The organism is Bradyrhizobium sp. STM 3561 (genome assembly GCF_045571455.1).
Taxonomy (GTDB): domain Bacteria; phylum Pseudomonadota; class Alphaproteobacteria; order Rhizobiales; family Xanthobacteraceae; genus Bradyrhizobium; species Bradyrhizobium vignae.
This window is the reverse complement of the sequence record NZ_CP120695.1, coordinates 5,191,464-5,212,938: the sequence shown is the minus strand read 5'-3', so window position 1 is coordinate 5,212,938 and position 21,475 is coordinate 5,191,464. Positions and strand designations below refer to the sequence as shown.

18 protein-coding genes and 2 pseudogenes are annotated in these 21,475 nt (G+C 61.2%); 9 read left to right on the top strand and 11 right to left on the bottom strand.

Features of this window, described 5'->3' with window-relative positions; all coding sequences use genetic code 11:
• The first annotated feature begins 1 nt into the window (after window position 1).
• Window positions 2-763 (top strand): IS21-like element helper ATPase IstB, encoded by a 762-nt coding sequence (istB, locus tag P6U28_RS24695; protein ID WP_122404610.1) that lies wholly within the window; start codon window positions 2-4, stop codon window positions 761-763.
• A gap of 500 nt (window positions 764-1,263) precedes the next feature.
• On the top strand, window positions 1,264-2,790 hold the full coding sequence (locus P6U28_RS24690; protein WP_407120118.1) for a transposase family protein: 1,527 nt from the start codon (window positions 1,264-1,266) through the stop codon (window positions 2,788-2,790).
• Window positions 2,791-3,379: 589 nt separating this feature from the next.
• Here the strand turns inward: P6U28_RS24690 and P6U28_RS24685 are convergent.
• Window positions 3,380-3,511, bottom strand: a complete 132-nt coding sequence (locus tag P6U28_RS24685) for a hypothetical protein (RefSeq protein ID WP_283809948.1) — start codon at window positions 3,509-3,511, stop codon at window positions 3,380-3,382.
• Window positions 3,512-3,579: 68 nt separating this feature from the next.
• Between P6U28_RS24685 and P6U28_RS24680 the strand changes: the two genes are divergently transcribed.
• Window positions 3,580-4,194, top strand: coding sequence for a hypothetical protein (locus P6U28_RS24680; protein WP_209296577.1), 615 nt, complete (start codon window positions 3,580-3,582; stop codon window positions 4,192-4,194).
• Between the two features lie 1,148 nt (window positions 4,195-5,342).
• Here the strand turns inward: P6U28_RS24680 and P6U28_RS24675 are convergent.
• The 4 genes from P6U28_RS24675 to P6U28_RS24660 all read right to left on the bottom strand — a co-directional run bounded on the left by P6U28_RS24675 (window position 5,343) and on the right by P6U28_RS24660 (window position 9,256).
• Window positions 5,343-7,301 (bottom strand): APC family permease, encoded by a 1,959-nt coding sequence (locus tag P6U28_RS24675; protein WP_122401612.1) that lies wholly within the window; start codon window positions 7,299-7,301, stop codon window positions 5,343-5,345.
• A gap of 427 nt (window positions 7,302-7,728) precedes the next feature.
• Complete coding sequence (locus P6U28_RS24670; protein WP_407120117.1) at window positions 7,729-8,607, bottom strand: IS3 family transposase; 879 nt, start codon at window positions 8,605-8,607, stop codon at window positions 7,729-7,731.
• Window positions 8,498-8,911 (bottom strand): transposase, encoded by a 414-nt coding sequence (locus P6U28_RS24665; protein ID WP_407120116.1) that lies wholly within the window; start codon window positions 8,909-8,911, stop codon window positions 8,498-8,500. Before P6U28_RS24665 ends, P6U28_RS24670 begins: the two co-directional genes overlap by 110 nt.
• Before the next feature lie 129 nt (window positions 8,912-9,040).
• Window positions 9,041-9,256 (bottom strand): hypothetical protein, encoded by a 216-nt coding sequence (locus P6U28_RS24660; RefSeq protein WP_407120115.1) that lies wholly within the window; start codon window positions 9,254-9,256, stop codon window positions 9,041-9,043.
• Window positions 9,257-9,628: 372 nt separating this feature from the next.
• Here P6U28_RS24660 and P6U28_RS24655 point away from each other — a divergent pair.
• Window positions 9,629-9,823, top strand: a pseudogene (locus P6U28_RS24655) (nuclear transport factor 2 family protein); the annotation flags it as partial.
• A gap of 175 nt (window positions 9,824-9,998) precedes the next feature.
• Here P6U28_RS24655 and P6U28_RS24650 read toward each other — a convergent pair.
• Window positions 9,999-10,394 carry a response regulator gene (locus tag P6U28_RS24650; RefSeq protein ID WP_407123112.1) on the bottom strand — a complete coding sequence of 132 codons (396 nt, stop codon included), beginning with the start codon at window positions 10,392-10,394 and terminating at the stop codon, window positions 9,999-10,001.
• 1 nt (window position 10,395) lies between these two features.
• Window positions 10,396-12,579: a PAS domain S-box protein gene (locus P6U28_RS24645; protein ID WP_122406458.1), complete on the bottom strand. Its 2,184-nt coding sequence runs from the start codon at window positions 12,577-12,579 to the stop codon at window positions 10,396-10,398.
• A 345-nt stretch (window positions 12,580-12,924) separates the two neighbouring features.
• Between P6U28_RS24645 and P6U28_RS24640 the strand changes: the two genes are divergently transcribed.
• Together P6U28_RS24640 and P6U28_RS24635 are read left to right on the top strand one after the other, a co-directional pair.
• The gene (locus P6U28_RS24640; protein ID WP_122401616.1) at window positions 12,925-13,161 is read left to right on the top strand and encodes a hypothetical protein; all 237 of its coding nucleotides are present in this window, start codon (window positions 12,925-12,927) and stop codon (window positions 13,159-13,161) included.
• Entirely contained in the window at window positions 13,158-13,331 is a 174-nt protein-coding gene (locus P6U28_RS24635) for a hypothetical protein (protein ID WP_174221560.1), read from the top strand. Before P6U28_RS24640 ends, P6U28_RS24635 begins: the two co-directional genes overlap by 4 nt.
• A 48-nt stretch (window positions 13,332-13,379) precedes the next feature.
• Here the strand turns inward: P6U28_RS24635 and P6U28_RS24630 are convergent.
• The 3 genes and pseudogenes from P6U28_RS24630 to P6U28_RS24620 form a co-directional block, all read right to left on the bottom strand.
• Window positions 13,380-13,736 (bottom strand): annotated as a pseudogene (locus tag P6U28_RS24630) (hypothetical protein); the annotation flags it as partial.
• Between the two features lie 753 nt (window positions 13,737-14,489).
• Window positions 14,490-14,672 (bottom strand): pentapeptide repeat-containing protein, encoded by a 183-nt coding sequence (locus P6U28_RS24625; protein ID WP_376707334.1) that lies wholly within the window; start codon window positions 14,670-14,672, stop codon window positions 14,490-14,492.
• 127 nt (window positions 14,673-14,799) lie between these two features.
• Window positions 14,800-18,144 carry an AAA family ATPase gene (locus P6U28_RS24620; protein ID WP_407120114.1) on the bottom strand — a complete coding sequence of 1,115 codons (3,345 nt, stop codon included), beginning with the start codon at window positions 18,142-18,144 and terminating at the stop codon, window positions 14,800-14,802.
• Between the two features lie 425 nt (window positions 18,145-18,569).
• On the opposite strand from P6U28_RS24620, the gene P6U28_RS24615 reads away from it, so the two are divergent.
• The 3 genes from P6U28_RS24615 (at window position 18,570) to P6U28_RS24605 (ending at window position 20,450) form a co-directional block, all read left to right on the top strand.
• Window positions 18,570-19,013 carry a hypothetical protein gene (locus P6U28_RS24615; RefSeq protein WP_208738583.1) on the top strand — a complete coding sequence of 148 codons (444 nt, stop codon included), beginning with the start codon at window positions 18,570-18,572 and terminating at the stop codon, window positions 19,011-19,013.
• Window positions 19,010-19,651, top strand: a complete 642-nt coding sequence (locus P6U28_RS24610) for a transporter (RefSeq protein ID WP_312016243.1) — start codon at window positions 19,010-19,012, stop codon at window positions 19,649-19,651. The genes P6U28_RS24615 and P6U28_RS24610 overlap by 4 nt, the downstream gene beginning before the upstream one ends.
• A 208-nt stretch (window positions 19,652-19,859) precedes the next feature.
• Complete coding sequence (locus P6U28_RS24605) at window positions 19,860-20,450, top strand: hypothetical protein (protein ID WP_129146347.1); 591 nt, start codon at window positions 19,860-19,862, stop codon at window positions 20,448-20,450.
• Between the two features lie 350 nt (window positions 20,451-20,800).
• Here the strand turns inward: P6U28_RS24605 and P6U28_RS24600 are convergent, their stop codons facing one another.
• Entirely contained in the window at window positions 20,801-21,130 is a 330-nt protein-coding gene (locus P6U28_RS24600) for a hypothetical protein (protein WP_122401621.1), read from the bottom strand.
• Window positions 21,131-21,475 lie beyond the last annotated feature (345 nt).

The window sequence follows — 21,475 nt, the reverse complement described above, 5'->3', positions numbered from 1 at the left end:
GATGTTGACACATCCAACCCACAACCGCCTCGTCGCACTCGGGCTTAACGGCATGGCGAAGGCCCTCGACGAACAGCAGCGACAGCCCGACATCGCCACGCTGGCCTTCGAGGAGCGCCTCGCACTGCTGGTCGACCGTGAGGCGACCGAACGCGAGAACAAGCGGCTCATCGCTCGGTTGCGGTTCGCCAGCCTCCGGCAGAACGCCGTCGTCGAGGACATCGACATGAAGGCGCCGCGCGGGCTCGACAAGCCGCTGTTCCAAAAGCTCGTCGCCGGCGAATGGATCGACCGGCATCAGAACCTGCTCATCATCGGCCCAACCGGCGTCGGCAAGAGCTGGATCGCTTGCGCCTTGGGCCACAAGGCCTGCCGGGATAACCGCTCCGTGCTCTATCAACGGCTGCCGCGGCTGTTCGAGGCGCTCACCCTCGCGCGGGGCGACGGCCGCCATGCTCGCCTCCTCAGGACCTTGGCGCGCGTCGAGCTTCTGGTCCTCGACGACTGGGGACTTGCCCCGATGACTGCCGAGCAGCAACGCGACCTCTTGGAGATGATGGAGGATCGCCATGGCCGCGGCTCGACCGTGGTGACAAGCCAGCTCCCGGTCGAGCATTGGCACGAGCTCATCGGCAACCCAACCATTGCCGACGCTATCCTCGATCGCCTCGTGCACAACGCCCACAGGCTCACCCTCAAGGGCGAGAGCCTACGCAAAGCCGCCGCCAAGCGTCAGACGCTTGACGACGAGCCCGCCAACTGACCTGATGACGACGTCGTCGCGAGAGCCCGCCTCGGTAGGCGGCCGGGATCATCGGAATCCCTGGCCGGCTTCAATCGGTACAGGCGGCCGGCTTCGCTCGGAATCCGCGGCCGACTTCGTCGGAATGCGCATCTTTAGCGTGGCTTCGGCAATCCAGGGATAGCGCCTGGTCCAGTCGCTGCCGTTGCGGGAGAGCAGGCGCACGCGCTTGTCCTCCCGGATAACCAGCAGCCGGTAGCCGTTGTCGCGCGCGGATCAGGATGGAAGAGCGCGTCAATCAAGGTGAGAGAGCGCATTGCCTCGCCCTAATTGTTACCAGATGCTGAGCCGTTGCCTCACGTAAATTGCTCCCTTGGATCGGGAGCGAGCGGGGGCGAAGATGGGGTGGCTATGTCAAGCGACGTCCGGATTTAACCCCCGCATTGCCTCAGTAAAAATGTTACCGGACAACTTCCCTGTCGTGTCTGGGGCGGAGCTGCCGAATCAGTTCGGTGGCGGGTATGGCAGGGAAGATCAGCATGCGCGCAAAGCGCGAGATCACATCAGCGCTGGTGGAGCGTTATCGGGCGAGCGGACGGCTCGAGAAGGCACGGATCCTGGACGAGCTGTGTGCCGTTACGGGATGGCATCGCAAGCACGCTATCCGAGCACTGTCGGTGGACGGGGCATCGGGATCGGCCGTGCCGCGGCGACGGAGCCGGACCTACGGAGCTTCCATTCGCGTTGCACTGATTGTGCTATGGGACGCCTCTGACCGGCTCTGCAGTAAGCGGCTCGTCGCGATGATCCCGTTTTTGCTTCCGGCTCTTGAACGGCACGGCAGATTGAAGCTTTCTGCCGATGAGAGGTCGAAGGTTTTGAAGGTGAGCGCGGCGACGATCGATCGCCTGCTGAGCGACGTAAAGATCGCAGCAGCCGGAGGACGCCGACGGCGGGCGGGCTTTTCCAGTGCCGTACGGCGGCAAGTCCCGGTGCGTACATTCAATGACTGGGGATCACCTCCGCCGGGGTACTGCGAAGCGGATCTGGTTGCGCACGGCGGCATGTCCGTATCCGGCGCGTTCATTCAGACGCTAACAATGGTGGATATCGCAACGGGGTGGACCGAATGCTTTCCGCTCGTCGTGCGTGAAGCAGCTCTTGTGGTCGAAGCTCTCGAGCGCGCGCAGAACCTATTTCCCTGGCCCGTTCGGGGGCTCGATTTTGACAACGACAGCGCCTTCATGAACGACACGGTCGTGTCGTGGTGCCGTTCTCACGATGTCGAAGTCACTCGTTCCAGGGCCTACAAGAAGAACGATCAGGCGTTCGTCGAGCAGAAGAACGGCGCCGTCGTGCGCAGGATAGTCGGCTATCGTCGGTTCGAGGGCCTGGAAGCGGCCAAGCTGCTGGCTGAACTCTATCGATCGGCGCGGCTGTTCGTGAACTTCTTCCAACCCTCGTTCAAATTGATAGCCAAGCAGCGCGACGGTGCCCGTGTACGCAAGACATACAGCGCGCCGGCTACACCACACCAGCGCCTGGCAGCGGACGCCCGCACGCCTGACGCTGTCAGCCATCATCTCCAAGAAATCTATGCCGCTCTCGATCCAGTCGCGTTGTTGCGCGACATCCGCGACGTGCAGGAGCGCCTCGCGGCCCTCGCTGATACCCAACCAATCGGCCATCCTGCTGTGGCATCGCAACCGATCGATCGCTTCCTGGCAAGCTTGCGCACGGCCTGGAAGGACGGAGCCATGCGACCGACGGATCGGCCACTCGTGAAGGCGAAAAGAGGCCGACGTCGTCCCGACCCGCTCATCCGAGCAACGCCAGATTTGCGAAAATGGTTTGAAGCTGAGCCTTGGCGGACTGGCAGCGAACTGCTCTCGCGCTTGCAGATGGAATATCCTGGAGCCTATCCGAACAAGCTTCTTCGAACCCTTCAACGTCGGCTGAAATCCTGGCGCAGCGAGCAAGCGAATGCGCTGCTGTTCGCTCCTAGCGAGAAAATGCCGCCAGGGTACGAGGTCACAACACCCCAATGACGTGCGAGGTACCAGCGGAGGAGGCCGGGCGCTCCGAAACCCCGGCCATCTCCGCACCCGGCCTCCTCCTCAACTCAAGCCAGGAGCAAAATAAATGAGGCAACCGATCGCACCCGGGAGCATCAGTACATGAGGCAATACGCTTCCCATCCAGATCGACGCGCTACAAGCCGTCGTGCTTTACCTCATGAATCCAGTCCGGTCCTGACGGGACCTGCTTGCCGGCGGTCGCCAGGCAGAGCTCGTACGCCATACGCATGGGCCGAAGATAAGTTTTTCCGCAGGATTCATGAGTCGGGAACAAGTCGCAATCTGGCGAATTGCTTCCTTACTCCGGTGTCCCCAACTCACCCCCCGAAACCGGAGCAGACCAACGGCCTCAGTTGCTGCCCAGCTGGGGCCGACTTTATTGTGGGGTACCTTCTAAACTCGCTGCCGGCGCGCAGGATGGCGCCTCGGTGGCCGCAAATCTCACAGACAAACGGCCCGCCCACAGCGTCCAGCCGAGCGGCCTGGCTGGCCTACTTCATCTTGCGGCGTTGTCAGCCGACTAATCGGCTTCGCTGCATCTTCTCCGATCGATTGCGAGCTAGCGCCAGAACAGTGCAAGCAGCAGGATCACCGGAAGAGGAATACCGAGCAGCCACAATAAGGCACCTCTGCCAAACGTCATGGCGCACATCCTCCTGTTGTTTCCTAGAACACCAAATTCAGAACCCATCGGGAGTTCCTGTAACAGGAACGGACGATTTAACCGCGCGTTGGAACCGGAGCACGAGGGAGTTCGCCATGGCTACACGCACCCTTCCCAATATGTTTTTCGCCTGGACATGGTCAGCCGTACTGGCCGGCGTGTTCACTTCGTTGGTTGTCCAGATCCTGCTGACCATGTTGGGGTTCGGCATCGGTCTGCTTGCAATCGACATTCCCACTGCTTCATCGGCGCCTGCCGGCGCAGGCTGGGCCGCATTCGTGTGGTGGGCGGTCTCTGGGATCATCGCCGCATTTCTAGGTGGGGCCATTGCGGCAGCCAATTCGCCGGATCAGACTGGCCTCGGTCGGGTCGGGCATGCGATGGCCGCCTGGGCGGTCGCAACCGTGGTGGTGGTCGCTGCGGCGGCGATGTTGCCGGCTTCGGCGACCAGCATCGCCAGCAACCTCGTCGGGCCGTCATATTCCGCCAGCACGCGCGTCGCGTACTGGACGCACAATACGGGACGGGAAACCGTGGGCGCGACAACGACAGCTGCAACGCCCGCTCAAATTGATGCAGCCCGGAAGCACTTCGCCTACGCGATGTTTGCAAGCTTCTGCGCCCTTCTTCTTGGCGCGGGAGCAGCCTACGCCGCCGGCGTGGCCACCACGGGCCAGGCCGTCAAGGAAGCGGCCCGACCGGTGACTTGACGATCGCAGGTCCTAACTTGCCGAGGTCTGGTGGCTTCAAGGCACCTATCGATGATCGCCTCGACCGCGAAAGTGCGCACACATACCGCGCCTTAGGAACGATCCTTGCGACGTTCAGTTTTTGCAAACTTCAGCAAGGAGGTACAACATGAAAATCGCTACGATTGCCTTAGCAGCCGCGTTGGTGTTCGGATCGATTGCCGCAGCCTCGGCGCAAGGCGGAGCTGGGGGCGGGGCAGGTGGTGCGGGCGGCGCGGGTGCCGGCGCGGGCGCTGGTGGAAGCGGCGACGGCGGAGCAGGCGGAACCGGCGGAGCCAGTGCCGGAGGGGGTGGCCAGACCGACTCGTCGGCTCTCACTACCGGCCAAGGTGCGTCAAGCAGCCCCAGGTCGGCAAATCCCGGCGCCACGATGAACGACCCAAAAGCAAAAGGGCGGCAATAGTGAAGATGTGCTGACATGCCGCGAGAGCAGTCACGTGAGTGGCTTCACATACGTCCCGCTCTCGTGGATCATCAGCCAGCCGTGCTCGACGGCATACCTGATGCCGGCGCCAAACGCGGGGCCGCTGCTTCCAGCGTGTAGAGGAACGGAGCGTTGATCTTCTCGATATGGATTCGGCCGTCTTGGACGGACTCAATGCCGGCGGCAAGCTGGACTAGCTGGCGCGCCGCGGCGTCAGGATCTGCGCAGGGCCGTGGGGCCGCGAACTTTGTCACGTTTTATCGCTTTCGGGTCGGTGGCCCGCAATTGCCATCTTCGGATTAACTCGCTCAAAGTCGGGCCGGACGTCGGCGCCGCGGGCCCCACAGCCCTGACATACGAAGCGGGGCTCAATGTCCGACAGCCGCATCTCGTCCAGCCACGGGGCGCCGTCCAAGGCGACGTGATGGCCGCAGTGGCAACAGACTAAAATTCCGCTCAGGCCCATCCGCGCATCTGGCCAAACATGATCTTCAATCCTGCCAATTAGACAGGCTGAATCACTGCTATCCTCGAGTCGCAACTGCCGCCTTTTTCAACAAAATCGGTCCACGAGCGGACACAAGCGCTCTTTCGCCGCCCGCCCGCTGGATCAGGACAGACACACCTGGGTCTTTCGTGGTCTTTGCCATAGGCAGCAAGTCCCGCGACCTCCGCAGATCGTGCCTTAGGCAGGCTGTCCAATCCGGTGGGCGCTGCCAGGTGCGACGCGCACTTTCTTGTTCAGATCCAGTCGCCACGGAACGTTGATCACCGTGAGGTCCGGTTGTCCAAGGGCGATCAGCTGCCTGCGTAGCCGAAGCGCGCGATGGGTATGCAGGAAATGCTGGTACCAGCGCCGCTTGACCACTTCTGGAATGAGCACGGCGATCGGCCTGCCGGGGAATTGGCTTCTGATTTCGTCAATCGCTCTCAAGATGGGCAACTGAATGGTGCGGTACTGGGCGTGGAGTACCACGAGACGCGGTGGCGCAAGCCCGACCCGTCGCGCGGGGACTTCCACGTCGACCTTCCATTGCTCCCGCAGCATGCGCTGTTCCTCAGTGGCATCCGGGCCTGACAGCTGCATCAGGTGAACGCCAACCACGTTGGGTGAGATGCTCAACGCAAATTTCAATGCATTGTCGCTCAACTTATTCCAGGATTCGAAGGCAACGACGACAATTGGCGGGCTCAAGCCGCTGAGATCCAACGGCCTCGGATCGCGGAGCTGCGTGGCGAGTTCATCGTAGTAAGACCTTATTACTTTGAGCAGAATGATGACGATTGGGAGCACCAACAGGGTGATCCAGGCTCCCTCGGTGAACTTGGCGGCAACAATAATAATCAGCGCAATACCGGTAGTTACTGCGCCTGCAGTATTGACCAGAAGATGGGCTCTCAGTTGCCCCTTCGGCCCTCCGGCTTGATCGATGGCGCGTCGCCAGTGCCGGACCATGCCCGTTTGCGAGATCGTGAACGTGAGAAATGCACCGATGGCGAATAGCGGGATCAGCCGGTCCGTTATGCCGCCAAAGACGATCAAGAAAAGCCCCGACGTGAAGCCGAGGTAGAGAATGCCGATGTCGAAGACCAAGCGACGGCCCGCGACAGCGAAGGATTTTGGCAAAAAGCCGTCCTCGGCGACCACGTGGCAAAGACGAGGGAAGTCCACGAAGCTGGTATTCGCCGAAAGGGCCAGCACGCACAGGAGAGAACCGATCGCGGTGTAGTAGACGAGACCCTGGCCTACGACGGCGGCCGCAAGCTGCGACAGCACGCTTCGATAACCTTCCTGTTCCTGATCCATGGCACCGATTCCATAGACGCGGGCGAGGAGAGCTATCCCGATCAGCAGGATACCGAGGATCACGGCGATGGCGGTGAGGGTCCGATGACCATATTTCACGGTGGGCTCGCGAAATGCGGTCATGCCATTCGACACGGCCTCAACGCCCGTCATGGCCGTGCAACCGCTGGCGAAAGCGCGCAACAGCAACCAGAGGCTGGCACCCTCGATAGCTTTGCCAACGGGCGGGGGCGGGACCTCCGGCTGCGGCGATCCGCCGGCCGTAAGTGCCTTATACGTGCCGACGGCCAGGATGATGCCGAAAGTTGCGACAAAGACATACGTAGGCAGAGCAAACACCCTGCCGGCATCTAGCGTGCCGCGGAGGTTCACGATCGTTACCAAAGCCAGAATGGCGAGGCACAATGGAAGAATGTAAGGATGCAGGACCGGCACAGCCGAGACCAACGCACCCACGCCGGCTGCAATGCCCACCGCGACGTTCAGGACGTAATCGACCATGAGCGCAGCAGCTGCGAGCAAGCTGGCATTAGTGCCGAGGTTGTCCTTTGCAACGATGTAGGCGCCGCCGTTATTGGGGTACGCCCGAATGGTCTGCCAATAGGAGGCGAACAGTATCCCGAGAAGCGCCACGATCGGCGCCATGACCCAACCAATGTAGGATGTCGCTGCTGCGCCGAGCGGGATGAGAATGGTGAGGGCCGCCTCGGGCCCATAAGCGGATGAGCCGAGCCCGTCCAGCCCCATCGCGGGAAGCCCCTCGAACGCTCCGATTTTGCGTTCCTTGAACTCCCTATTGGCCAGGCGCCGGCCGAGAAAAAAATCGAGCAGACTCACGACTAAATCGGTCCGGCTGAAGGATGTTCACTTCGAAACAAGGGAGCCGAACTGCAAAAGTTCCTAGCGCCGCACGGCCCCAAGACACCTGCATGTTGCCGTTCAAGGCAACACTGCTATGAATGAGCATCACTGGTATCTCGTCGCAATTGCGGCCTTTTTCGACAGAATCTGCCCGCAGACGAAGCCAAGCATTTTATGAAATGCCCGACCTGCGAGTATCGATCTGCGCGATCTTGCCGCCGTCTTGGACCATGAGGGCCGCCTGCCTCATGCCGTTGCAGATCGCTCGCAATGGGACAGAGAGGTCCACTAACTGATTAGAGCGCCAGCGGGCCGCCAGTGCGAACCGGCGGCCTCTGTGCCTCAAAGTGCCGCTGATCTTTTACAAGACCACATCGGCCCCAGCTGACCTGCCACTGAATTTTCATCCGGCAGCGGTTAGAGTCTCGGAGCTTTGTACGCCAAGTGGCGCGGTTGGAGCAACGGACGATCGGCGGAGCTGGTCGGGGTTGCGTAGCCGATCGTCCGTTGCGGTGAGGTGGGCGGCATAAGCCGCGGGGGTCATGTATTTCAGCGACGAGTGAGGCCGCTGAAGATTGTAGTCGGCAACCCAATTGGCGATCTTGGCGCGGGCATGGTCGAGATCGAAGAAGAGAGTCTCGTTGAGCAGCTCGTCACGCATCCGGCCGTTGAAACTCTCGAGAAGCCGTTCTGCATCGGCTTTCCCGGTGCAATGAAGTGCCAGTCGATAGCTAGCTGCGTCCCTGCACCAGGCGAGCATGGCATTGCAGGTGAACTCGGTGCCGTGGTCGGACACGATCATTCCTGGCTTGCCGCGTCGTTGGACGACGGCCGTCAGTTCGCGAGCGACGCGTCGTCCTGAGATCGACGTATCCGGAATGGCGCCCAGACATTCCTTGGTGACCTCGTCGACGATGTTGAGGATGCGGAAGCGCCGACCGTTGGCGAATTGGTCGTGGACGAAATCCAGCGACCAGCGCGCGTTGGGCATCGCCTCGACTAGGATCGGGGCACGGGTCCCCACGGCCTTGCGGCGAGCCCGCCGCTTGCGGACGGTGAGCCCTTCTTCCCGATAAAGCCGGTAGATCCGGTTGATCCCCGATGGCTCACCCTCCCGCCGCAGCAGCACGAACAGCCGGCGGTAGCCGAAACGCCGCCGCTCGTTGGCAAGGTCACGCAGCCGGCCACGGAGAGTCGCGTCCGGAGGACGGCTGGAGCGATAGCGGATCATCTTCCGATCCGCTCCGACAATCGAACAGGCCCGCCGCTCCGACAGGCTCATGACGGCCTGCAGATGCGCGACCGCAGCGCGCTTGGCGGCGGGCCCTACCATTTTTTGAAAGAAGCTCGCGAAGGGCGGCGGCGTCGAGCATCTGCTCGGCTAGAAGCTTCTTCAGCTTCGCGTTCTCGTCCTCCAGCGCCCTCAGCCGCTTCGCCTCTGAAACGTCCATGCCGCCGAATTTGGCCTTGTAGATCGTTGCTTCCGAGACCCCGTGCTTGCGAGCCAGGTCGGCCGTCTTTGCCCCAGCCTCATGCTCCTTCAACACTGCGATAATCTGCTCTTCCGTGAACCTTGCTCGCTTCATCTGTCCGTCCTTCTTCGGGCCGGACTCTAACTCCATCTGGAGGAAATACGCAGGGGCAGGTCATTCCCTCATAGCCCGATGGAGCGGCATAGAGCCGTGCGCCGCTTGAGATAGATCAAGGAAGGTGCCTCACATTCCCAGCTCTCTGCGGATGACATTCCTGTGCTCAACATGCAAAGCTCGGAGCAGCCGGTACGTGGCCAGAAGATCTAAGGCGAGGACGGTCGAGCCGCCCGCGCGCTCTAACTCGTCAATGATTTCGATCTGGCGAGCAATATGCTTGTCGCTCAGCGCAACGTGGAGCTCAGCCTGAGCTAGGTGTGCCTGGATGAGCCGAAGGTCCATCGGGGCAGCATACGCCTAATCAGGCCGCTCTAAGAACAAAATAGGGCAATGGCGGCGGAAACAGGCCAGCGCCGACAGTCGAAAGGGCAAGGACCGACGGTCCGCTCAGGGTCAATCGCGACGGTCTGGCCCGGTTTAAGTTAGGTCCGATCTACCCCTGACAGGGCCGTGGGGCGTGGCAGCGATGGGCCACATGGAGACCGATCACAGCGTCCGACACGGGGTATCACAGCCAGCGGATAAGTATGCGCCGTATGGCATTCGGCATATGGCTTGGCCGAGTGAAAATCAAAGACTTCGCGAATCGACTGGCGCAGAGAATCAGCTGGATACCCCGGCCAAATCTCTGTTTCTCGCGGAGGAGACGCTCGTATGTCTTTTGACCCGATGGCCGCCGCCGTCGACTGGCCCGATGCCTACCGCGCCGGCGATATCGAAGCGCTACTCGAAATGTACGCCGAGGATGCCGTGGTCTACTGCGATTGTGACCAATTGGCGATCTCCGGCAGAGAACACCTGCGAGGCTACTGGGCTATCCATCTGCAGGAACACCCAGCTGCCGAGCTGGACGATCTTCAGCCCTCGCACGGTGGCGCGATGATCTCGTACGTCAGCGGGGAAAACGTAGTGCACGCGGTCTTGGACTTTAATGATGCGGGGAAAATCAGGCCCCTGAGCTGCAGGCCGACACATCAGGCCTCGTTCACCTCCTGCCAAGACGAAGTCTGCAAAGGGTCACGGGTCACGAGCGGCGGTCGCCGCCACCATCGTACAACGTCTGGTCACCTGCGGACAGCAGGGCCCGCAACTTTTGGTCCAACTGGTCTACAGAAAAGGGCTTACCGATCGCGGGCGCATCTCTGAACTCCTCCTCCAAAGATGGCGCGCCATAGCCCGTGCTGAACAGGATGGGGATTTTTCGTTCGCGCACGATGCGAGCTACCGGGAAAACACGCTCTCCAGCCAGATTGACATCAAGGAGTGCCAGATCGAAAGACGTGGTAGTCGCAAGCTCGCAAGCCTTTTTCACATGCGCGGCGGAGGCAACCACCTTCAATCCCAATTCCTCGAGCATGTCTTCGATCATGAGCGCAACTAACGCTTCGTCTTCGACGAGTAGAACCCTTGTGCCGGACATTTTAGCCATGGGCGGCCGGAAGCATAACGGGAAATGCCATGGTGCAGCGTGCGCCCTGCGGATCGAAGATCAAATCGAACTCTCCGGCGAGGTCATGTTCCACACAGCGCTCCATCAGTCGCGTGCCGAATCCACGCCGTTTGGGCGGCGTAACAGGGGGGCCCCCGCGTTCGAGCCATTCGCATTCAAGAGTGCCTTGCGATTGGTCGCCGACACTAATCTTCCAAGTGAGTGATACGAATCCATCCGACGCAGAGAGTGCACCGTATTTTGTCGCATTAGTCAAAAGCTCGTTGAACACCATAGTGACACTCAGCGCCGCCCGCGCGTCCAGGCTGACATGGGGCCCTGCCGTCACGACGCGTCCGCCCGACAGAGCGGCGACGATATCGTGGACCAGTTTTTCGAAAGGCGCGTCTTGCCAGTTCCGCATCGTGAGCAGATCATGCGCGCGGGAAAGCGCCAGCAGCCTACCGGTGAATGTCGGCAGAAACTCTTCCAGGCCGGCGGCATGCCGAGCAGTTTGGCTGGCGAGGGACTGCACCGTTGCCAGCGTGTTTTTCACACGGTGGTTCAGCTCATCGATGAGCACCTTCTGGGCATTCTCCGCCCGCTTGCGCTCGCTGATGTCGACGAGCATGTTGATGGCGCCAACCAACTTTCCGTCTGCGTCGCGCAGCGGCGTCGGGTAGGGAATAAAGGGCACCCTTCTCCCGTCAGGTCGCTCAGCAATTGCCTCAGCACCGCGGACGGGACGGTTTTCACGCAAAGCCACAGCCATCGGACATTCATTGTGCGGCAGGGGTGAGCCGTCAGGCCAGTAGAGTTTCCAGGTGACGCACCATTCGTCACCTGGCTGCGGTGTCCTGCCCGCCATCTCGACTGCGGCCCTGTTGAAGAAATTGATGCGCCCCTCAGCATCGGTCGTGTAGATCGCAGCGGGCAAGGCCTCAAGCAGATCGCGCATACGCTGCTCGCCTTCCCGCAAACGATCCTCGAGCTGTTGGGTGGCAGTGACATCCTGGGCGACGCGCACGCCATAGAGAAAGCGGCCTTCCGCATCGCGCACGGAAGAGCTGAAAATATCAAGATGTCGGACGGACCCGTCGGGCCGTAATATGCGCTTTCGAACGGCATAGTTTGCGATGTCACCGCGTACCTGCTGCGCGTATAGCTCGCCATCCTCCAACCGGTCATCGAGATCGGTGTAGTCGGAGAAAGTCATTCCGAGCAGTTCGTTGTGCGTGCGTCCGGTGATTCGACAAAGCGCATCGTTGACCCGCAAGAACCGGCCATTTTCATCAGTTTCCGAGATGCCGACGTTTGCGGCCTCATAGGTAGCCGCGAGCCGAGCTTCGCTGGCTCGCCGCTGCTCTTCAGCAGCGCGCAATTGCGTCACATCGACCGTGAAGCAGCGCGTGTTGGTGAATTTGCCGTCCACAAGCCGGCTGTTTGACGTAATTAGCACATGCCTCACGGAACCATCGCGCGCCCGCAACCGCGCCGGATAAGCTTCGAGCGCCTGCCCGCACGAGAGACGCTGAAGGATATCGCCAATCACCGGCGCGTCGGCATGAAACTCCGCAATGTGGCGGCCAATATACTCCTCGGGCCTGTACCCGAGCATATCCAGCTCGGCTTTGTTGGCGCGAAGGATAATTCCCTCGCTGCTTACGATATGAAGCCCAACGGCGCCATTCTCGAAGAAGTCCTCCAGATCCTGCGTTTTCCGCCGGACTTCCTCCTCAATCTGCTTGCGTCTGGTGATGTCCTGAAAACAATTGATAGCGCCCTGGATACGACCGGAGTGGTCGCGCAGTGCGCGGATGTTGACTAGTGCTGTAAAACGAGACCCGTCTGGCCGCGCCATGATGACCTCACCATTGCGCGTGGGCGTGCCAAGACGAATCGCGGTCGCCATCGGACAATCGCTATGGGCAAGCGGGGCGCCGTCGAGCAGGTAAAGTTGATGCGAACCGCAGAAGCGTTCTGTCTTGGCAGCGCTGGGCGTCCGGCCCCACAATTCCACGGCTTCGCTGTTGTAAGCGACCAGGAGCCCTTCGGCATCGCAAAGATAAACCGCCCCAGGAATGGCGTCGAGCGCGGCACTACCGGCCGCGACCAGCGCCTCGAACTCCGTGGGCCGGCGATGGACAGAGAGCGGAAATTCCTCGATATTGGACATAAATGCGTCTCTCGGGGCGAGAGGGGGCCTGCGCGGGGCCATTCAGTTTGGGAGGACAATGGCGGACTCCCCCCGTTGGGCCGCCGAACAAGCCATAACGCATTAGAGGGCTGACGGTTCCCTATACCTTACCTGGAGTCCCTTGGCGTTGTTTAGGCGCGCTGGTGCAAGGTCTCGCCTCGACCAGGGAATGGTATGGCCTCGATGGAATCCAAGCCGCGCCTAGGTGTTTTCGATGAAGTTTCCCTGCCGTCAGGTCGGCTAAAATGGGTTCTGTAGGCGGAAACTAAGTTGAACATTATGCGTTTGTGTCAGCGCCGGGGCGGTCGTTCGGGGAGATGTTGTATGCGTCACCGCGTTAAGCAATCCATCTCGTTCAATCAGCGGCTCGCGGATGAAGCTGAAAGATTCCGGAAAGCCGCTGAAGAGTTGCCGCCCGGCACCGCCCGAGAGCTGCTGATGAAGCGGGTAAGGCAGGCCGAAGCCGCATTGCAAATCAATGATTGGCTGGCCACCCCAGGGCGCAGCCCCGCCATCTGCGCTTGGGCAGCTGACAGAAAAGCGACACGCGAAATCCGATGAAGCTGCTGACGGAGTATCTCGAGCGCGCGGTGCAGCTTGAACAGCTTGCGGCCAGTGAACTCGACGGCGCCTTCAAATCACAACTGCTCGAGCAAGCGGCCTCATATCGAAGGATCGCTGCAAAACGAGCGAGGGAATACGGCCTGCCGCCTCCAAGTCCACCCGGATAGTTTTCCGCCGACTGCCTCCAGGCGAGCCGAGCGCAATTCGGCCAAGCGTCAAGACCGCGGCTGGACTGACCAGATGGCGCCCCGTTTCGGAGAAGGGCTGCCCATAGCGCGAATCACCCGCGACATGGCCGGATGCGTCCGGTTCTTCACCTTGATCCAGTCCGTGGATCGGCCGTTGCTGTAGCGCCGAACGCGCCGTTTCGAGACCAAGCCCTCCGGGCCCATGCGGCAGGCGGCGCGAAACAGGTCCGGACCGATCTCGCCGGCCTCGAACGGCGCAACGAACATTCCGTCCGGCCGGCCGCGCAACAGGCGCGCGAGGTTGGTCTTGCGCATCGAGAGCAGCAGCGGCCGCAGGTCCTCGCCGCCGAGGGCGAGCACGTCGAAGGCATAGAGCTGCACCTCCTCGACGGAGCCGTCGGGCGCGACCTTTGCGGCTGTGGCCAGGCACAAGTCTAAGGCTTTGGGCATGAACCTCAGCTAGTGTGGAATCGCTCCCGCGGGAGCCCCTTTCCGCAGTTGCGTCTACCGAATCTGTGCCTGTACAGCGGGGTCATGCACCTGCGGTTCTCTCTGGGGGCTGCCGTATCGCCGGGCGTCGTGGATCGAGGGGGTGTCTCAGATTTTCTGTCAGAATATTCCGGGTCACGACGACTTGTTGCAAAGACCGTCAAGGACTACCTTGCGGTTGCAATAACGAGTCGAGGTGTCGGTGTGGAAGATATCAACCGTACTCTTGGCGCCTTGCCAACATGCGATCGTTGCCACGGCAGCAGTCGTGTCATCGTCACTGAACTCCTGAACCTCCGCATTGGCAGGTCTGTGGTGGCGTACCGATGCCGGGAATGCGGATACGTGACTTGGGATGAGCGTCTCTCAATTGCTGTCGCCCAAGTACGTCCACCTGAAGGAAGGCAACCGCGCCTTATCGCGGCTGAGTAGATCCTTCAGGTTCTTGCAGTTCCCATTTGCGCCCACCGCATCGGCATTCATACAGGCGAAAGGTCCTCCCGGTAGTGGGGTCCAAGATCTCGCGGGTCAACCGGGGATCATCTTGCCCGCATAGGGGGCATTGGCGCAGCACTTGGTTCTCGCTCTCGCGGTCACACTTTTGACCCTATCTTGGGCGGTCTAAGCACCCAAGGTGAACACTCGTTCCTATTGAACTCCGATCAGGTGAACGCGAACCGCTCGCTGTTCTTCGCCAAGGATGGGCGCCCGTACCCCAAGGAGCTGATGGGCATCGGAGAGGTCCGCTCCCCTGAGGTCCGCCCCGTTCAGGATAGCCCGTGTCAAGGAGGCCCCGCCCAGCTTTGCCCTGAAGAGGTTAGCCAGGGTCAAAATGCGAAGCAGGCTGAGCAAATCTGGTCCGCTCTGGAGCGATGAGCGGACCTCTGTCAGAGCGGCGCAACTTCGCCCTTGGGCCAACTGCGGACGTTCCTTACAGACCTCGCGAGCATCGGCGCCCTCATGGCGCCAGCGCGTCGAGTAACATTTTGGCGTCCTGCAAGTCGGGCGTGCCGAAACCCTCGGTGAACCAGCCGTAGATGGGGGCGAGGAGATCGCGGGCTTCGGCGTTCCTGCCTCGGTCGCTCCAGAGCCGCGCGAGGCTTGTGGCAGCACGCAGCTCCAACGTCTTCGCACTCTGTCCGCGGCTGACTTCGATTGCGCATCGAAAACAGGCCTCGCTCTCGTCGGTTTGCCCGCAAGCCGCAAGCAGCCGACCCCTAAGGCTGTGCATTTCGGCCTGCCACCAAACTTCGCCGCTCACCGCTGTCAAGGCGAGCCCATCCTTTAACAATTCGAGCCCTTCGTCCGGCCTGCCGAGATCTGCTTTAGCGCTTGCCAAAACGGCCAGCATGTAAGGTCTGGTGACTTGGCGGACAGCCGAAAAGAGCGCGAGACCCTGTTCCATCGAAGCGATTCCGCGCTCGAGTTCGCCGCCATCCGCGGTCGCCCACCCCAAGAAGAAGATCCCAGCGCCGCGCATCATGGGAAAGTCGTGCTCTCGCGACAGTTCGATCAGCTCAGTTGCAAGTTCGCGGCAGGATTCTCTCTGGCGGCCGATCTGAAGGACGATCGCACAGAACCACATTGCTAGGGCGAGGCTGTACGGATGGGACAAGCTCCGAGCCAACGTGACGGCCTCGGCACTGAGTTTCATTGCCTTTTGAGGGAAGCCTAACAGCGCCAGGTTGATCGCGCCGGCCGCGTGAGCGCACACGCCAGGATCATGACCGCTGAACGCGAACGCGAGAGCATGATGCCGGGTGCACTCGTATTGTGAAATGCCTTTTTGAGAATGATCGCCTGCGGCGGCCAAGTTGCCGCACCAAAGCGACGTCGCCCACTTCGCGTGATGGCCCTCTAGGACGAGATCATCAGCGCCCAAGCGCTGCGCGAGCCCGAGAAGCTCGTCGGCATGAGCGGTCGCCGCACGCAAGCGACCGGAGCTCATCGAATGATAGTAGAGGCCCCACAACGCCTTGAACCGCGCTGAATTTTCTTCACCCGCCTCGAGAGCGACGGCGCGGCTATAGATTGCTTCGACCTCCGATGACCCTGGCCCCTTCACCATCATAAGGGCCGGCCCGAGCTTGACGCATAACTCCAACTCTTTCGCTGCACGATCGGGCTTGTCACCGAGCTTGCTCAAGAGGTCCAGCGCAACGGAAAAGTGATGAATAGCCTCGGCGTGTCCCGAGCGCACCATCGCCAAATCCCCCGCCCGTTGCCAATACTCGACCGCGGCATCGCTGCGTCCTGCCGCTGTAAAGTGATGCGCCAACAGTTCCGGCTCGACCGCGGCGGTGGCGGCAAAATCATCGCGTAACACTTCGCCGACGCGGCGGTGCAAAACCTGGCGCCGGCTCTTAAGCAAATTCTCATAAGCTGCATCCTGGATCAGCACGTGCTTGAAGCGATAATCGGCATCGGGCGGTAGGCCCTGCACCAGCAGAATGTCCGCCTCGGCGAGCCGTTCCAGCGCAATCTGTAGCGGCCTGTCCTCCATAGCGGTTACGGCGCGAAGGAGTGTGTAGGAAAAGTCGCGCCCGATAACGGCACCGATCTGGGCCACCTCGCGCGCCGGGCCAAGCCGGTCGAGCCGCGCTGTCAACGATTGCTGCAGGGTCGGCGGAATCGCCTGGATGCCCCGCCCGCCGCTCTCCAGCAAGAGCCGTGTCACCTCCTCGACAAACAGCGGCACGCCGCCCGTGCGCTCGGTCACGCCGTCAACCACTTCCCTTGACAACGCATAGCGAGAGGCAAGCTCGCCGACCATCTGGCGCACCTGCGAGCGATCGAGCGGAGCCAGGGAGATTGTGCTGTGATGCGAGCGCATGCCCCATGGCGGCCGGAACTCCGGCCGGGCGGTGCTGAGAACGAGCAAGGGCGCCAGCGCACCGCGTTCGGCGATGCCGCGCAACAGTTCGAGCGTGGTCGGATCAGCCCAGTGCACATCTTCAAGTGCCAGCACCACCGGCTGAGTTCGCGCGCCGGCCATGACCCAATTGGTGAGCGCTGTCAGCTGTCGGCGCCGCAATTCTTCCGGCTCTAAAGTGGGCGTACGGTCCTGCGGCAAGGGGATGTCCAATAATGGCGCGAGCAAGGTGACATTCTCCGCCGGGTCGAGTTTGACCAGCGCCAGCGTATTCTCCAGGTCCGCGAGACGCCGCTCGGCGGGTATGTCGGCGCCGCCGAAGCGCTGCCGACCCCAATCGGCGATCGGGTGCAGCGGCGTGTTCGGCAGAAGCTGCGAGCAACTCCATTCGACCCAAGTGTGCGGCACCTCGCGCAGCCGCGGGTGGAATTCCTCGATCAGGCGGGATTTTCCCAATCCTGGCTCGCCCACGATCATCACCAACTGACCGTCGCCCCGCCGCGCCCGCTCCCAGCGCCGCATTAACATTGCGATCTCTTCTTCGCGACCCACCAGCGGCGCGAGATGGCGCTGTCCCGCGCGGCGCCCGCCACCGCTTGCCCGTACCAGCCGGTACAGTGTCACCGGCTCCGGCACGCCCTTAAGTTCATGGCTGCCGCGGTCCTCAACGACGAACAGCCCGGCGACCTGGTGCTGCACCCGCGCCGTCACCACGACCGCACCCGGCTCCGCCAGCGCTTGCACCCGTGCCGCAACGTTCGGCGCGTCACCGTAAATCTCGCCCGCCGCATCGATCACGACCGCTCCGGTTTCAATCCCAATGCGCGCGTTAAGCGCTGGCTTGCCAGCCTCAGTATCGTTGCGGTTCACCTCGGCGAGTGCGCGTTGGATCAAGAGCGCCGCCCGCGCCGCGCGTTCGGCGTCGTTCTCCTGCGCCACCGGATAGCCGAACAGCACCATGAGCCCGTCGCCCAACTTCTTGGCGACATGGCCGCCCATTTCGGTTGCCGCAGCGCACGCGGCATCGAGATAACCGCCGACGAGGTCGCGCCACTCCTCGGCATCGAGCTGCGCGGAAATGCTGGTCGAGCCGACGAGATCACAGAACATCACCGTGACATAGCGGCGCTCGCCGCTGGCCTCGGCGGAGATCGGCGGTGGCGTCGCGGTGGGAATTGGCTCTGACGCGATGGGTGTACGACGCTGCGCTGCAGTCGCCCTGGCGGGTGCGGCTGGTGCGTTCTTCTCGATAACGTCGATGTCGGCAATCGCGCGCAATATTTTTCGGCGATCGCCGAGGACGACACCGAGCTCTTTCAGGTCCTGATCGGTCAGTTCACGAAGGACCAAGAAATCAATGCGGTTTTCAGCAAAACGCTGGGCGTACTCGGACATGCCGAGCTTTTCGAGCCAGTCGGCAACCTGCTGCATCGCGGCCCCCTAGGGACTTCACGCTATCCAGTCCGGACCGAGGGGACGGAAAGTCTACCACGCCCTCCAATTTATCGCAGCGCCCGCATGCGGGTCCATCAGGGTTAAAATGCGAAAAACTCAACCTGAGCAATTCGGGTCCGCTAGATCCCGCGGAGCAGACCTCAAGGCGGCAAGCCGCCACTTCGCCGATGGGCCGATAACGATCCATGACGGAGCAGCGCCGTCAAGCTCACGTGGCTCTCTACCAGCCTAGACACAGAAGGCCACTTGTTGATACGCGCGTCGTGTGTCCTACGAGCGATACGCCGTCGAGATAGAATTCCGCACTATCAAACAACGGTCGCAACTGATCGGCAATTATTGTAAGTCCGCCGGACCGTTCCACGAGGGTCGGCGGAAAATGTAGGATAGGGATTTCAAGCATGGCAAATCGCCTCCGGTTCGCGGCGGCCCTGATTGGATCGATAACCATTGGCGTGAGCGACGCATCCTCGCATCATCCCGGAATCGGCGGTATCGGTGGCGCAGGCGGTATCTTCACGATAGGCGCTGGCACCCTCGACGAGGGCCAGTTCGCGTCTTCAACTTATGTCGATTATCTGCGGCTCAAACAACTGAGCGAACCGACGCTGCTCGCGAACGTCGGCAACGACGTCCATGGTTTGCAAACGGTCGAGAGCTACGCTGTTGCGCTTGCCTGTGGTATCACCAATGATCTCACCGTGTCCGTGCGCTTGCCGTGGGTACGCCGCACCGCATCCTCGAAGCCGTGCAGGAAGACCCGGCGGATCCGGCTGCGGTGCGTGACCGTGGCAATACATCGGGATTTGGCGATGCCACACTACTTGGACAGTACCGCTTCGTGAACAATCAGGTAAGCGGAACGCAAGCGGCAGTGCTGTTTGGGGTCAAGGCTCCGACGGGTACAACCGATCTCGTTGACAGGTTCGGTGAACTCTTCGAGGCCGAATTTCAGCCGGGATCGGGCTCTTGGGACGGGCTATTCGGCGCAGCGTTAAGCCAGCGTCTAACCTCAGCGTTGAGCTTCCATACCAACGTGCTCGCGATTGCTACTGGCACCGGAACGCAAAATACCAACCTTGGCAACCGTTTCCATTATAACGCCGCGCTTTCTTACCGGGTTTTCGGCGAGACCACGAGCGAGCCGCATACGCACGATCCACGGAAAGCTTATGCGCATGCTGGTCGTAGCCACTCGATGGTAACCAAGGCTCCGACTATCGCCGCACCGCACGGCCACATTGCGCTCGATGCGCTACTCGAGATCAACGGCGAATGGCATGGCAGACAGCGAATTGCCGGGATCAGTGATCCCAATTCGGGCGGCAACACCATCTTCGTTTCGCCGGGTCTTCGGCTCACGGTTGATAACTGGTCGAGCTACGTGCTTGTCGGCATCCCAGTTGTCAACGACTACAACGGCGTGCAAGCCACGCCCGCATGGCGCACCTTGGTAGGAGTCTCTGCTGTCTTTGGACCGTGATCGACATGTTGAGCACGTGGGTGCTGAGCTTCTAGTGAAGTCGCGTCCGCTTAAAGATTGTTTTGATGCACTAGCTCAACGGTAGCTAGTTTCCCCCGACTTGGCGGCGGCGGAACTCGAAGATTTCCCTGCCATACTTTTCGGAGGATGCACCCGCTCGGTTTCGGTGTACAATTCGTGCGGTTGCCCCACTTGCAGGAGGTAAGCCATGAATAGATTCTATGCTCTCGCGTCGGTTGGGTTCTGCGTAGCTTTGGCAGCCTTCACCACCACTTCGGCATCGGCTCTTCCAACGGAGGAAGTCCCGAAGACCGAACCAGATTACATCGCCAAGGTGAAGACCGCCGCCCCGCCGTCGGTCGTGAATAACGCGACGATCACCATGCCGCAGGCGGATGGGTCTTCTAAGACCGTCCAAACCGGATCGAACGGTTTCACGTGCTTTATCGGCACGGACGGAACGCCCGAATGCGACGACCAGAACGCCATGGAATGGCGCAAAGCTCTACAGGCCAAACAGGAGCCGCCGAACAAGATCGGCCTGATTTTCATGCTGGCCGGAGACACCGGCACGAGCAATCATGATCATGCCGAACGCCACACGCACAAGCATTGGGTCCAGACCGGCCCGCACGTGATGATTGTCGGGGGCGCAGCACGTGAGATGCTCAGTCCCTATCCGCGCGATCTGGACGTCAAGGACGCGACCCAGCCTTATGTCATGTTCCCCGGCAAACCCAATGAGCACCTGATGATTCCGGTGCACTCGCAAGAGCTTACCACGGGCAGCGCGCGGTGACGCGCGTGAACGCCGCCGTGCCTCGAGACCAGCGGCACGGCGAACGTCAGCTCGGGGCTTCAATGGGGTAAAATCGAGTTAATCGGCTGCATGACGACGCACGTCGCCGTGTGGGAGTTGGGTCACGAGCGGCAATGCTCTGACTGATCGTAGGATTTCCGCTTGGTCGTCGAAAGCTGACGTGCGCGAGTTTGTGCGCCTCGCCTAGGCGACACTGCGCGTCGCGGCGCAGCCTGCGGCGCGCCGGATGCGTCAAGAGCTCGCCCCACAGGCGGAAGTGAGCGCCGGCATTCGCCTGCGCGACGGACCGCCACCTCTCGCACAGCAGATCAGCGAGATCTGCTCAGGGGTCATTTGGAGGCAACGGCCTCCTTGAACAGCTCAACCTTGCCGCACGTGTTGTCTGTCACCGCAAAGACCTCGTAGAAATCGATCTGCGGCTTCATGCCGTAGCGTTGGATGATGCCCTCGAGCCACGGCCCGGTGTAGAACGCCTTGGCGTCCTCGATGCGCTCCCACTGGTACACGCCGCCGGCCCAGCCGCTTTCGGACCAGATGAAGTGCTTGCTGATCAGCCCCGTCACCTCGCGGAAGTTGGGTGCGATCTTGTGAAAGTGTTCGCGACACGCGGCGCAGTCGATCTGCGGCGGCAGTTTGTATCGTACAACGGCGGTAATCATGCGACCTCCTTGAAGCATACCTCCGACCGCAAAATTGGGCATTCCCGCGATCAAGCAAGCGAAGCGGGAAGTCGACATGGGTCAAAGGCGCAAAGCCGAACGAATCGTCAGTCCTCTATTGCGACAATCCGACTATTCCAGAGCCTGCTGGAGCTAACGTTAGAAGTTCAGCCTCACCCTATAATAGTTGGAATAGGCATCCCTCAATTCGCGCAAGGCTACATGCTGGTGCGTTCGCACCCACCGAAAGATCCATCATCCGCTCTCGCCGATCGCGGTCAAGAGCGACAGACGCTGCCTTCAGCAGGTCAACACGATTGACGGGGGGCCTTAATCGCCGCGCAG

Coding starts and splice junctions, on each gene's coding strand:
- P6U28_RS24660 (WP_407120115.1), bottom strand. CDS start 9,256: ATGGACCTTCGGCTCATCCAGGCACACCTAGCTCAGGCTGAGCTCCAC.
- P6U28_RS24600 (WP_122401621.1), bottom strand. CDS start 21,130: ATGATTACCGCCGTTGTACGATACAAACTGCCGCCGCAGATCGACTGC.
- istB (WP_122404610.1), top strand. CDS start 2: ATGTTGACACATCCAACCCACAACCGCCTCGTCGCACTCGGGCTTAAC.
- P6U28_RS24680 (WP_209296577.1), top strand. CDS start 3,580: ATGGCTACACGCACCCTTCCCAATATGTTTTTCGCCTGGACATGGTCA.
- P6U28_RS24690 (WP_407120118.1), top strand. CDS start 1,264: ATGGCAGGGAAGATCAGCATGCGCGCAAAGCGCGAGATCACATCAGCG.
- P6U28_RS24685 (WP_283809948.1), bottom strand. CDS start 3,511: ATGGGTTCTGAATTTGGTGTTCTAGGAAACAACAGGAGGATGTGCGCC.
- P6U28_RS24645 (WP_122406458.1), bottom strand. CDS start 12,579: ATGTCCAATATCGAGGAATTTCCGCTCTCTGTCCATCGCCGGCCCACG.
- P6U28_RS24635 (WP_174221560.1), top strand. CDS start 13,158: ATGAAGCTGCTGACGGAGTATCTCGAGCGCGCGGTGCAGCTTGAACAG.
- P6U28_RS24670 (WP_407120117.1), bottom strand. CDS start 8,607: ATGAGCCTGTCGGAGCGGCGGGCCTGTTCGATTGTCGGAGCGGATCGG.
- P6U28_RS24615 (WP_208738583.1), top strand. CDS start 18,570: ATGGCAAATCGCCTCCGGTTCGCGGCGGCCCTGATTGGATCGATAACC.
- P6U28_RS24605 (WP_129146347.1), top strand. CDS start 19,860: ATGAATAGATTCTATGCTCTCGCGTCGGTTGGGTTCTGCGTAGCTTTG.
- P6U28_RS24650 (WP_407123112.1), bottom strand. CDS start 10,394: ATGTCCGGCACAAGGGTTCTACTCGTCGAAGACGAAGCGTTAGTTGCG.
- P6U28_RS24620 (WP_407120114.1), bottom strand. CDS start 18,144: ATGCAGCAGGTTGCCGACTGGCTCGAAAAGCTCGGCATGTCCGAGTAC.
- P6U28_RS24640 (WP_122401616.1), top strand. CDS start 12,925: ATGCGTCACCGCGTTAAGCAATCCATCTCGTTCAATCAGCGGCTCGCG.
- P6U28_RS24665 (WP_407120116.1), bottom strand. CDS start 8,911: ATGAAGCGAGCAAGGTTCACGGAAGAGCAGATTATCGCAGTGTTGAAG.